General features: G+C 55.8%; 11 protein-coding genes, 1 tRNA gene and 1 pseudogene. 7 read left to right on the top strand and 6 right to left on the bottom strand.

Annotation, left to right across the window (positions count from 1 at the left end; translation table 11 throughout):
- Positions 1-2: 2 nt before the first annotated feature.
- Positions 3-87: transfer RNA gene (locus JTI85_RS04040), tRNA-Leu, on the bottom strand.
- Positions 88-307: 220 nt separating this feature from the next.
- Between JTI85_RS04040 and JTI85_RS04035 the strand changes: the two genes are divergently transcribed.
- Complete coding sequence (locus tag JTI85_RS04035) at positions 308-1,327, top strand: NAD(P)-dependent alcohol dehydrogenase (RefSeq protein ID WP_032937718.1); 1,020 nt, start codon at positions 308-310, stop codon at positions 1,325-1,327.
- A gap of 30 nt (positions 1,328-1,357) precedes the next feature.
- On the opposite strand, the gene idnK is transcribed toward JTI85_RS04035, so the two are convergent.
- A complete protein-coding gene (idnK, locus tag JTI85_RS04030; protein WP_048212820.1) occupies positions 1,358-1,879 on the bottom strand; it encodes a gluconokinase in 522 nt (173 codons plus the stop codon).
- Positions 1,880-2,096: 217 nt separating this feature from the next.
- On the opposite strand from idnK, the gene idnD reads away from it, so the two are divergent.
- The 5 genes from idnD (at position 2,097) to JTI85_RS04005 (ending at position 7,992) form a co-directional block, all read left to right on the top strand.
- Positions 2,097-3,140 carry an L-idonate 5-dehydrogenase gene (idnD, locus tag JTI85_RS04025; protein ID WP_101743090.1) on the top strand — a complete coding sequence of 348 codons (1,044 nt, stop codon included), beginning with the start codon at positions 2,097-2,099 and terminating at the stop codon, positions 3,138-3,140.
- 11 nt (positions 3,141-3,151) lie between these two features.
- Complete coding sequence (idnO, locus tag JTI85_RS04020) at positions 3,152-3,916, top strand: gluconate 5-dehydrogenase (RefSeq protein ID WP_048212822.1); 765 nt, start codon at positions 3,152-3,154, stop codon at positions 3,914-3,916.
- Between the two features lie 123 nt (positions 3,917-4,039).
- Positions 4,040-5,359 (top strand): gnt-II system L-idonate transporter, encoded by a 1,320-nt coding sequence (gene idnT, locus JTI85_RS04015; RefSeq protein WP_016155581.1) that lies wholly within the window; start codon positions 4,040-4,042, stop codon positions 5,357-5,359.
- A 52-nt stretch (positions 5,360-5,411) separates the two neighbouring features.
- Positions 5,412-6,410 (top strand): LacI family DNA-binding transcriptional regulator, encoded by a 999-nt coding sequence (locus JTI85_RS04010; RefSeq protein ID WP_048212823.1) that lies wholly within the window; start codon positions 5,412-5,414, stop codon positions 6,408-6,410.
- A 79-nt stretch (positions 6,411-6,489) separates the two neighbouring features.
- The gene (locus JTI85_RS04005) at positions 6,490-7,992 is read left to right on the top strand and encodes a helicase HerA-like C-terminal domain-containing protein (protein WP_121585399.1); all 1,503 of its coding nucleotides are present in this window, start codon (positions 6,490-6,492) and stop codon (positions 7,990-7,992) included.
- Positions 7,993-8,003: 11 nt separating this feature from the next.
- On the opposite strand, the pseudogene JTI85_RS21725 reads toward JTI85_RS04005, so the two are convergent.
- The 4 genes and pseudogenes from JTI85_RS21725 to JTI85_RS03990 form a co-directional block, all read right to left on the bottom strand.
- Positions 8,004-8,082, bottom strand: a pseudogene (locus JTI85_RS21725) (hypothetical protein); the annotation flags it as partial.
- Between the two features lie 15 nt (positions 8,083-8,097).
- Positions 8,098-9,180 carry an LPS export ABC transporter permease LptG gene (gene lptG / locus JTI85_RS04000; protein WP_048212824.1) on the bottom strand — a complete coding sequence of 361 codons (1,083 nt, stop codon included), beginning with the start codon at positions 9,178-9,180 and terminating at the stop codon, positions 8,098-8,100.
- On the bottom strand, positions 9,180-10,280 hold the full coding sequence (lptF, locus tag JTI85_RS03995; protein WP_048212825.1) for an LPS export ABC transporter permease LptF: 1,101 nt from the start codon (positions 10,278-10,280) through the stop codon (positions 9,180-9,182). Before lptF ends, lptG begins: the two co-directional genes overlap by 1 nt.
- 62 nt (positions 10,281-10,342) lie before the next feature.
- The gene (locus tag JTI85_RS03990; protein WP_212723231.1) at positions 10,343-10,393 is read right to left on the bottom strand and encodes a hypothetical protein; all 51 of its coding nucleotides are present in this window, start codon (positions 10,391-10,393) and stop codon (positions 10,343-10,345) included.
- A gap of 153 nt (positions 10,394-10,546) precedes the next feature.
- Here JTI85_RS03990 and pepA point away from each other — a divergent pair, with 153 nt between their 5' ends.
- Positions 10,547-12,058 carry a leucyl aminopeptidase gene (gene pepA / locus JTI85_RS03985; protein WP_219352135.1) on the top strand — a complete coding sequence of 504 codons (1,512 nt, stop codon included), beginning with the start codon at positions 10,547-10,549 and terminating at the stop codon, positions 12,056-12,058.
- Positions 12,059-12,083: the final 25 nt, after the last annotated feature.

Here is a 12,083-nt window from a genome sequence, read left to right as displayed (position 1 = left end):
AATGGTGCCGAAGGCCGGACTCGAACCGGCACGTATTTCTACGGTTGATTTTGAATCAACTGCGTCTACCGATTTCGCCACTCCGGCACGGAAGGGATGCGGAAAACGTTGTGGATTATACCTGCCGTGCGCCACCATGCAAGCGCCAGCGTGTGTCTGGCCTGCTAAGTGTTGAAAATTTCAGCATTACCTTTCTTAGCTGTAACCCTCATCACAGTTTGCCCTCTTCTTAATCCCCCCTTCTGCGAAGCGCCCCGTTTCCCCATGCTCTACACTTCCAGTTCAACACCACACTGAGGGAAACACGATGTCGATGATAAAAAGCTACGCCGCCAAAGAAGCAGGCAGCGAACTCGAACTCTATGAATATGATGCGGGCGAGCTCAAGCCGGAAGATGTCGAAGTCCAGGTCGATTACTGCGGTATCTGCCATTCCGATTTGTCGATGATCGACAACGAATGGGGATTCTCTCAGTATCCGCTGGTTGCCGGGCATGAAGTGATTGGTCGCGTGGCAGCGCTCGGCAGCGCGGCGCAGGATAAGGGTCTGAAGGTTGGTCAGCGCGTCGGTATTGGCTGGACGGCGCGCAGCTGCGGACATTGTGACGCCTGTATCAGCGGTAATCAGATTAACTGCCTGGAAGGTTCCGTTCCTACTATTCTCAATCGCGGCGGCTTTGCCGAGAAGCTGCGAGCCGACTGGCAGTGGGTGATCCCGCTGCCGGAGAGCATTGATCTGGCGGCGGCTGGCCCCTTGCTGTGCGGCGGTATCACCGTGTTCAAACCGCTGCTGATGCACCATATCACCGCCACCAGCCGCGTCGGGGTGATCGGTATCGGCGGCCTGGGGCATATCGCCATTAAGCTGTTACACGCGATGGGCTGCGAAGTGACCGCATTCAGCTCCAATCCGGCGAAAGAGCAGGAAGTGCTGGCGATGGGGGCGGATAAGGTGGTCAACAGCCGCGATCCGGATGCGCTAAAAGCGCTGGCGGGCCAGTTCGATCTCATTATTAACACGGTTAACGTCGATCTCGACTGGCAGCCCTATTTTGAAGCGCTGGCCTACGGCGGAAACTTCCATACCGTCGGCGCGGTGCTGAAGCCGCTGCCGGTGCCGGCATTTACCTTAATTGCTGGGGATCGCAGCATCTCCGGTTCGGCGACCGGGACGCCATTCGAGCTGCGCAAGCTGATGAAGTTTGCCGGGCGCAGCAAGGTGTCGCCTACCACCGAGCTGTACCCGATGTCGCAAATTAACGAAGCAATCCAGCACGTGCGTGACGGCAAGGCCCGCTACCGCGTGGTGCTGAAAGCCGACTTCTGATGCCGGGCTCAGTCCCGCAAGGGACTGGGCTTATTGCCCGTTACGAAACGCGAGCACCGCCTGGCGGCACTGTTCCGTCACATGCTCAATGTCATGGTTCACGTCGATGCGGGCAATATCTTTCTCATCGTCCTGCGGGCACTCCAGCGCGTCGAACTGGCTTTTGAGTAATCCCACCGGCATAAAATGCCCTGCCCGACGCTGCATGCGCGCCAGAATAGTCTCGTAGTCGCCGTCCAGCCACAGAAAATGCACATTCGGGCTGCCCTGACGCAATATATCGCGGTACTGTTTTTTTAATGACGAGCAGACAATAAACCCGGTCTCGTTCTTTTTATATAAACTGTATGAGGCGTCATTTAATCGCGCTAGCCACGGCAGTCGGTCTTCATCGGTTAATGGAATACCGTCAGACATTTTATCAATATTTTTAGCGGGATGGAGATCGTCGCCATCAATGAATTTAGCCGATAACATTGCGGCAATTTTGCTGCCAATTAATGATTTACCGCTTCCCGAAACGCCCATCAAAATATAACTTTCCCCGGCCATTGAAAAAACTCCAGATTCATATTCCATGGCGCGATACTACGCCTTCCACATTACAGAATTCACCTTTTTTCGCCGCGACTGAGCAGATTTACAGGGCGCATCACGTTATGCGTAACATTGTAGTGTAACAATTTCTCAGCGTGATCTGCGTCACAAATAATAACAATTAAAACCGTTTAAATGCTGCCGAGGTTACTACCTGACCAGTGAGGCATTTATGCAAGTCAAAACCCAATCCTGCGTTGTCGCGGGTAAGAAAACTGTTGCCATTACCGACCAAAATATAGAATGGAATAATAAAGGAACGCTGGTACAAATTACCCGCGGGGGAATTTGTGGTTCCGATTTACATTATTATCAGGAAGGCAAAGTCGGTAATTTTACCGTTAAAGCGCCGATGATTTTAGGCCATGAAGTTATTGGTAAAGTAGTGCACAGCGATTCAACAGAATTACATGAAGGTCAGTCGGTGGCGATTAATCCGTCGAAGCCCTGCGGTCACTGCAAATACTGTCTGCAGCATGAAGAAAACCAGTGTACGGAAATGCGTTTTTTTGGCAGCGCCATGTATTTTCCCCACGTCGACGGCGGCTTTACTCAGTTTAAAACCGTCGATACTGCGCAGTGCATCCCCTACCCTCAAGAGGCCGATGAAAAAGTCATGGCCTTTGCCGAACCGTTGGCGGTCGCGATCCACGCCGCGCATGAAGCGGGCGACCTGCAGGGCAAGCGCGTGTTTATCTCCGGCGTTGGGCCTATCGGCTGCCTCATCGTCAGCGCGGTAAAAACGCTCGGCGCGGCAGAAATCGTCTGTGCGGATATCAGCCCGCGCTCGCTCTCGCTGGCGCAACAAATGGGAGCCGACACGCTGATTAACCCGCAGCAGGACTCGCTCGACGCGTGGAAAAAAGAGAAAGGCTACTTCGACGTCAGCTTTGAAGTCTCCGGCCATCCGTCCTCAATCACCACCTGTCTGGAAGTGACCCGCGCGAAAGGCGTGATGGTGCAGGTCGGCATGGGCGGCGCGGTGCCGGACTTCCCGATGATGATGCTGATCGGCAAAGAGATCGCGCTCAAAGGTTCGTTCCGCTTTACCACCGAGTTCAACACCGCAGTGTCGTGGCTGGCGAATAACGTTATCGATCCGCTGCCGTTACTCAGCGCCGAATATCCGTTTACCGACCTCGAACAGGCGCTGATCTTCGCCGGGGATAAAACCCAGGCGGCGAAGGTCCAGCTCGTTTTCGAAGACATAAAATAAGGAATAGCATGATGAACGATCTTTTTTCACTGGACGGCAAAAATATTCTGATCACCGGTTCGGCCCAGGGTATTGGTTATTTACTGGCGACCGGGCTGGGTAAATATGGCGCGCAGATTATCGTCAATGACATTACGCCGGAGCGCGCGGAGGCCGCCGTCGCCAAACTGCAGCAGGAAGGGATCCGCGCCGTGGCCGCGCCGTTCAATGTTACGCATAAACAGGACATTGACGCCGCCATCGACCATATCGAAAAAGACATTGGCCAAATTGATGTGCTGGTGAATAACGCCGGTATCCAGCGTCGCCATCCGTTTACCGAGTTCCCGGAGCAGGACTGGAACGATGTGATTGCCGTGAACCAGACGGCGGTATTCCTGGTCTCCCAGGCGGTAACGCGTCGCATGGTGGAACGTCAGGCTGGGAAGGTCATCAACATCTGCTCCATGCAGAGCGAACTGGGCCGCGACACCATCACGCCGTATGCCGCCTCGAAAGGCGCGGTGAAAATGCTTACCCGCGGGATGTGTGTTGAGCTGGCACGCCACAATATCCAGGTCAACGGGATCGCGCCGGGCTACTTCAAAACCGAAATGACCAAAGCGCTGGTCGAGGATGAAGCCTTCACCTCCTGGCTGTGCAAACGTACGCCAGCCGCGCGCTGGGGCGATCCGCAGGAGTTGATCGGCGCGGCGGTATTCCTCTCTTCTAAAGCATCCGATTTTGTTAACGGGCACCTGTTGTTTGTCGATGGCGGCATGCTGGTCGCCGTCTGATACCACACAACGCAACATCACGCAGCGCCCAGGCGCTGCATTTTTGGCTCCCCCCTGAATAATTCGAGTTACAGCCAACACGCCTGCAGCTTGAAGGATGACGGGGATATAAGAGAAACGATTATGCCATTAATAATAATTGCGGCAGGCGTCGCGCTGCTCCTGGTCCTGATGATTGGCTTTAAAGTTAACGGCTTTATTGCTCTGGTCCTGGTGGCGGCGGTCGTTGGTTTTGCCGAAGGGATGGATGCACAGGCCGTTCTGCACTCAATACAAAACGGGATCGGTGGCACGCTTGGCGGGCTGGCGATGATCCTCGGCTTCGGCGCAATGCTCGGCAAGCTGATTTCCGATACCGGCGCGGCTCAGCGCATCGCCACCACGCTGATTGGCACATTCGGTAAAAAGCGCGTGCAGTGGGCGCTGGTGATCACCGGTCTGGTTGTCGGTCTGGCGATGTTCTTCGAAGTCGGCTTTGTGCTGCTGCTGCCGCTGGTGTTTACGGTGGTGGCCTCGTCCGGCCTGCCGCTGCTGTATGTTGGCGTACCGATGGTCGCCGCGCTGTCCGTGACCCACTGTTTTCTGCCGCCTCACCCGGGGCCGACCGCGATTGCCACCATTTTTGAGGCCAATCTCGGTACCACCCTGCTGTACGGCTTTATTATTACTATCCCGACGGTGATTGTCGCCGGGCCGCTGTTTTCTAAGCTGCTGACCCGCTTTGAGAAAGCGCCGCCGGAAGGATTATTCAACCCGCATCTGTTCACCGAAGAAGAGATGCCGTCGTTCTGGAACAGTATCTTTGCGGCGGTTATCCCGGTCATACTGATGGCGGTCGCCGCCGTGTGCGAAATTACGCTGCCAAAGACCAACAGCGTGCGGGTGTTCTTTGAGTTTATCGGTAACCCTGCGGTCGCGTTGTTTATTGCTATCGTGCTCGCCATTTTTACCCTTGGTCGACGTAACGGGCGTACGATCGAGCAAATTATGGATATCATTGGCGACTCTATCGGCGCAATCGCGATGATTGTGTTTATCATCGCCGGGGGCGGCGCGTTTAAGCAGGTTCTGGTCGACAGCGGCGTAGGGCAATATATCTCGCACCTGATGACCGGCACGTCGCTTTCTCCGTTGCTGATGTGCTGGACGGTTGCCGCCTTGCTGCGCATCGCGCTCGGTTCAGCCACCGTGGCGGCGATCACCACCGCAGGCGTGGTGCTGCCGATTATCAACGTCACGCATGCCGATCCGGCGCTGATGGTGCTGGCTACCGGCGCGGGCAGCGTGATTGCCTCCCACGTTAACGACCCGGGATTCTGGCTGTTTAAAGGCTATTTTAATCTCAGCGTGGGGGAAACGTTGCGCACATGGACGGTCATGGAGACACTGATTTCCATTATGGGGCTGCTGGGGGTTCTGGCGCTGAACGCCATCCTGCATTAAGACGGTCATCACCGGGGAGCACAGGTCAACGCTCCCCGGCACTGGAGAGAAAATGAGGAACCACAGAATTTCTTTGCAAGACATCGCCACGCTGGCGGGCGTGACCAAAATGACGGTGAGCCGCTACATTCGCTCGCCGAAAAAGGTCGCAAAGGAAACCGGTGAACGCATCGCGCAGATTATGGAGGAGATTAATTACATCCCCAACCGCGCGCCCGCGATGCTGCTGAACGCGCAAAGCTACACGCTCGGCGTGCTGATCCCCTCGTTTCAAAACCAGTTGTTCGCAGATATTCTGGCCGGTATTGAGTCAGTCACCTCGGACCATAACTATCAGACGCTGATCGCCAACTACAATTACGACCGGGAATCAGAGGAAGAGTCGGTGATTAACCTGCTGTCGTACAATATCGACGGCATTATTTTGTCCGAGAAATATCACACTCTGCGCACAGTTAAATTTCTGCGTTCAGCCAACATTCCGGTAGTCGAGCTGATGGATATTCAGGGCGATCGTCTGGACATGGAAGTAGGTTTCGATAACCGTCAGGCGGCGTTTGATATGGTCAGCACCATGCTGGATAAACGCCAGCGGCGCAAAATCCTCTACCTAGGTTCGAAAGACGACGTCCGCGATGAACAACGCTATCGCGGCTACTGCGATGCCATGACGCGTCGGGGTCTGGTGCCGCTGCGCGTCAATCCGCGCGCTATTTCGTCCATTCATCTTGGCACCCAGATGATGCGGGACGCGCTGGCTGCGCATCCGGATGTAGACGGCGTGTTTTGCACCAACGACGATATTGCGATGGGCGCGCTGTTGCTGTGCCGCGAGCGCGAGCTGGCCGTTCCGGAGCAGATCTCAATTGCCGGTTTTCACGGGCTGGAAATGGGCAGGCAGATGATCCCAAGCCTCGCCAGCGTGATCACCCCGCGTTTTGACATTGGCCGCATGGCGGCGCAGATGTTGCTGAGCAAAATCAAGAACAACGACCATAACCACAACACCGTGGATCTTGGGTATCAGATTTATCACGGCAATACGCTTTAAGTCATTTTCTCTCGCCATCGCATACTCTCTTTGATGGACATTGCCTATACTCCAGGCAGGATAAATGGAGGAAATCTCAATGAGCGCACCCCTGCTAATTGCCCGCACGCCGGACACCGAACTGTTTTTACTGCCAGGCATGGCCAACCGTCACGGGCTGATTACCGGCGCGACCGGAACCGGTAAAACCGTCACGTTACAAAAGCTTGCCGAATCGCTGTCCGGGATTGGCGTACCGGTATTTATGGCCGATGTGAAAGGTGACTTAACCGGCGTGGCCGAGGAAGGACAAGCCTCTGAAAAGCTGCTCGCCCGCCTGAAAAACATCGGCATTACCGACTGGCAACCGCATGCCAATCCGGTCACCGTGTGGGATATCTTTGGCGAAAAGGGTCACCCGGTGCGGGCCACGGTATCTGATCTCGGGCCGCTGCTGCTGGCTCGTCTGCTGAATCTCAACGACGTGCAGTCCGGCGTGCTGGATATTATCTTCCGTATTGCCGATGACCAGGGTCTGTTGCTGCTGGATTTCAAAGATCTGCGGGCCATTACGCAGTACATCGGCGATAACGCTAAATCGTTCCAGAACCAGTACGGCAACATCAGTAGCGCCTCGGTGGGCGCTATCCAGCGCGGACTGTTGTCACTGGAACAACAGGGCGCGGCGCACTTCTTTGGCGAACCGATGCTGGATATCAAAGACTGGATGCGAACCGACGCCAGCGGCAAAGGGATGATCAACATCCTCAGCGCCGAGAAGCTCTACCAGATGCCCAAACTGTACGCCGCCAGCCTGCTGTGGATGCTCTCCGAACTGTACGAACAGCTGCCGGAAGCAGGCGATCTGGAAAAACCAAAACTGGTGTTCTTCTTTGATGAAGCGCATCTGCTGTTCAACGATGCCCCGCAGGTGCTGCTGGATAAAATCGAACAGGTGATCCGCCTGATCCGCTCGAAAGGGGTCGGCGTGTGGTTCGTCTCGCAAAACCCGTCGGATATTCCGGACAACGTGCTTGGTCAGTTGGGTAACCGCGTGCAGCACGCCCTGCGCGCGTTCACGCCGAAAGATCAGAAAGCGGTGAAAAGCGCGGCGCAAACCATGCGCGCCAACCCGGCGTTTGATACCGAGAAAGCTATTCAGGAGCTGGGCACCGGCGAGGCGCTGGTGTCCTTCCTGGACGCCAAAGGCAGCCCGTCGGTGGTGGAGCGGGCAATGGTGATTGCGCCCTGCTCCCGCATGGGGCCGGTGACGGACGATGAGCGCAACGGGCTGATTAATCACTCTTCGCTGTACGGAAAATATGAGGAAGAGGTCGACCGCGAATCCGCCTATGAGCGTTTACAGCAAGGCGTGCAAGCCAGCACCGGGCAGCAAAATACGCCTCCCGCCAACGGTAAAGCGGTCGAGGTTGACGACGGTATTCTCGGTGGGTTGAAGGATATTTTGTTTGGCAGCACAGGACCGCGCGGCGGCAAGCGCGATGGCGTGGTACAGAGCGTGGCGAAAAGCGCGGCGCGACAGGTCACTAATCAGATAATCCGCGGCATGTTGGGGAGTTTGATGGGCGGGAGAAAACGCTAGTGTCCGTGTTACTGTGCCGGATGGCGGCGTAAACGCCTTATCCGGCCTACAGGCCCTGGTAGGCCTGATAAGCGCAGCGCCATCAGGCACTGCGCTTTACTGTGATTACGACCTACGCAGCATCAGCCACAGACTAATCAGCAGGAAGCTGGCACTTGGCAGCAGCGCGCCGATAATCGGCGGAATGCCGTACACCAGCGTCAGCGGGCCAAAGATTTGGTCCAGCACATAGAACACAAAACCGAAGCTAATCCCCGTCACCACACGCACACCCATCGGCACGCTACGCAGCGGGCCGAAGATAAATGACAGCGCCATCAGCATCATGACCGCCACTGACAGCGGCTGGAACACTTTGCTCCACATATTGAGCTGGTAGCGTCCGGCGTCCTGGCCGCTCGACTTCAGGTACTTCACGTAATTATGCAGACCACTAATCGACAGCGCGTCAGGATCCAACGCCACGACGCCGAGCTTGTCGGGCGTAAGGTTGGTTTTCCAGGTGCCGCTCACCGTCTGCGAACCGGTAATTTGTTTCGGGTCGGTCAGGTTGGACTCATCCACCTGCGACAAACGCCAGACCTTCTGCTCCGGGTCAAACGTCGCGCTGGCGGCATAGCGAACGGACTGCAAACGACGCTTGTCGTTAAAGGCGTAAATGCTGATTCCGCCTAATTCGGCGTCCCCTTTCACTCGCTCGATGTAAACAAAGCTGTCGCCATCTTTCGCCCACAGTCCTTGCTGGGTAGAGAGCAGCGAGCCGCCGTACATCTGCTGCGCACGGTAGTTACGCGCCATCTGTTCACCCTGCGGTGCCACCCATTCCCCGATGGCCATCGTCAGCAGCACCAGCGGAATCGCGGTTTTCATCACCGACAACGCTACCTGCATACGGGTAAAGCCGGAAGCCTGCATCACCACCAGTTCACTGCGCTGGGCCAACATGCCCAGCCCCAACAACGCACCCAGCAGCGCCGCCATCGGGAAGAAGATCTGGATATCTTTCGGTGCGCTGAGCAGGGTATACAGCCCGGCGCCCATCGCATCGTAGCTCCCCTGCCCGGCTTTTTTCAGCTGGTCGACAAACTTGATGATCCCGGAGAGCGACACCAGCATGAACAACGTCATCATGATGGTGGTAAAAATGGTTTTACCGATATAGCGGTCAAGTACACCAAAGGGCTGCATTATACCGCTCCTTTACGCATAAAACGGGCACGCAAGCGGCGCATCGGCACCGTATCCCAGAGGTTAAGCACAATCGCCAGCGCCAGATAGGCCAGGTTTACCACCCACATCCAGAACACCGGATCCAGTTTACCTTTGCCACCGTTCGACTTCAGCGACGTCTGCACCAGGAAGAACAGCAAATAGAGCAGCATGGCTGGCAGCATGGATAGTACGCGACCCTGCCGCGGGTTAACCACGCTCAGCGGGACAACCATCAGCGCCATCATAAATACGGTGAATACCAATGTGATACGCCAGTGCAGCTCCGCACGGGCCCGAGCGTTGTCGGTATTCCACAGTGTGCGCATATCCATCTGGTCGGTATCGTTGGGATCCAGCGCCACGGCCTGATGGCCGATAATCGCCTGGTAGTCCTGGAAATCGGTAATGCGGAAATCGCGCAGCAGCGCGGTCCCTTCAAAACGCGTACCTTTATTCAGCACCACGACCTGAGAGCCGTCACGCAACTGAGTCAGATGTCCGGAATCAGCCACAACCACCGAAGGACGGGCGTTACCTTTCGGGCGGATTTGCGCGAGGAACACATCTTTGAAGCTGCTACCATCAACACTTTCGATAAACAACACCGAACTGCCGTTCGTTGCCTGCTGGAATTGCCCTTGAGCAAGCGCCGCCATGCCGGGGTTCGCTTTTGCTTCCGCCAGCACTTCATCCTGATGCCGGGAGGACCACGGTCCGGCCCACATTACGTTGACTGCCGCAACGATACTGGTAAACAACGCCAGCACCATCGCCGCTTTTACCAGCACAGCCTTGCTCAGCCCGCAGGCGTGCATGACCGTAATTTCACTTTCGGTATACAGTTTGCCCAGCGTCATTAGCAGCCCAAGGAAGAGGCTTAAGGGCAAGATAAGTTGCGCCATTTCTGGCACGCCCAGCCCCAGCAGCGAGAGCACCAGATTCGCCGGGATATCACCGTCAACAGCCGCACCCAGGATCCTGACTAACTTTTGACAAAAGAAGATCAAAAGCAGGATGAATAGGATCGCAAGTTGGCTTTTGAGCGTTTCCCGAACCAGATATCTTATGATTATCACTTTAAATACGCCCGTAAAAACCCGTCTTTTGCCGGAATTTAGCTTGTTTCATGGCTTAAACGTCATTTATTCTCTTGAGTCGTCGAAATCGTCGCTAAGATCATTATACTCAACGGATCCACCTCTCAGAAATTGTTCTGACGTGCCAATACCGTAATAACGTTAAGATTAACACGAAGTCACCGCAACAGCGGGTATGAGTTACGAAAGCTTGCAATTCTATCCGTAGCCACCGCTGTTGTCTTTAAGATTCAGGAGCGTAGTGCATGGAGTTCAGTGTAAAAAGCGGTAGCCCGGAGAAACAGCGGAGTGCGTGCATCGTCGTGGGTGTCTTTGAACCACGCCGCCTCTCTCCGATTGCAGAGCAGCTCGACAAGATCAGCGACGGGTACATCAGCGCACTGCTGCGTCGTGGCGAACTGGAAGGCAAACCGGGTCAAACCCTGTTGCTGCACCATGTTCCTAACGTTCTGTCTGAGCGAATTCTCCTCATTGGTTGTGGCAAAGAGCGTGAACTTGATGAGCGCCAGTACAAGCAAGTCATTCAGAAAACCATCAATACGCTGAATGATACTGGCTCAATGGAAGCCGTCTGCTTCCTGACTGAGCTGCACGTCAAAGGGCGCAATAACTACTGGAAAGTGCGTCAGGCCGTTGAGACAGCCCAGGAAACGCTGTACAGCTTTGACCAGTTGAAGACCAACAAAAGCGAGCCGCGCCGCCCGTTGCGTAAAATGGTCTTCAACGTACCGACCCGCCGTGAGCTGACCAGCGGCGAGCGTGCTATTCAGCATGGTCTGGCGATCGCCGCCGGTATTAAAGCAGCGAAAGATCTCGGCAATATGCCGCCAAATATTTGTAACGCCGCCTATCTGGCTTCTCAGGCGCGTCAACTGGCAGACAGCTACAGCAAAAATGTTGTGACCCGCGTGATCGGCGAGCAGCAGATGAAAGAGCTGGGTATGCACTCTTATCTCGCCGTCGGCCACGGCTCGCAGAACGAGTCACTGATGTCGGTCATCGAGTACAAAGGCAATCCGTCCGAAGACGCGCGTCCGATTGTGCTGGTCGGTAAAGGGTTAACCTTCGACTCCGGCGGTATCTCCATCAAACCAGCCGAAGGCATGGATGAGATGAAGTACGACATGTGCGGCGCGGCGGCAGTGTACGGCGTAATGCGCATGGTGGCCGAGCTTCAACTACCCATCAACGTCGTCGGCGTACTGGCGGGCTGCGAAAACATGCCGGGTGGCCGCTCGTATCGCCCGGGCGATGTGCTGACCACTATGTCCGGGCAGACCGTTGAAGTGCTCAATACCGACGCCGAAGGCCGTCTGGTGCTGTGCGACGTGTTAACCTACGTCGAACGCTTTGAGCCGGAAGCGGTGATTGACGTTGCGACCCTGACCGGCGCGTGCGTGATTGCGCTGGGCCATCACATCACCGGCCTGATGTCGAACCACAACCCGCTGGCGCATGAGCTGATCGGTGCGTCCGAGCAGGCTGGCGACCGCGCGTGGCGTTTGCCGCTGGGTGATGAGTTCCAGGAACAGCTGGAGTCCAACTTTGCGGATATGGCGAACATTGGCGGACGTCCTGGTGGAGCCATTACCGCAGGCTGCTTCCTGTCGCGCTTTACCCGTAAGTATAACTGGGCGCACCTGGACATCGCCGGCACCGCATGGCGTTCCGGGAAAGCCAAAGGCGCAACTGGTCGTCCGGTGGCGCTGCTGTCGCAGTTCCTGCTCAATCGTGCCGGTTTTAACGGCGAAGAGTAGTTTGCATGATTGCCGGATGGCGCCG

Origin of the sequence: Citrobacter sp. Colony219, from assembly GCF_019382635.1 — a bacterium.
Taxonomy (GTDB): Bacteria; Pseudomonadota; Gammaproteobacteria; order Enterobacterales; family Enterobacteriaceae; genus Citrobacter; species Citrobacter youngae.
Note: the sequence above shows the minus strand (reverse complement) of the source record. Positions and strands in the feature narration are given on the sequence as shown.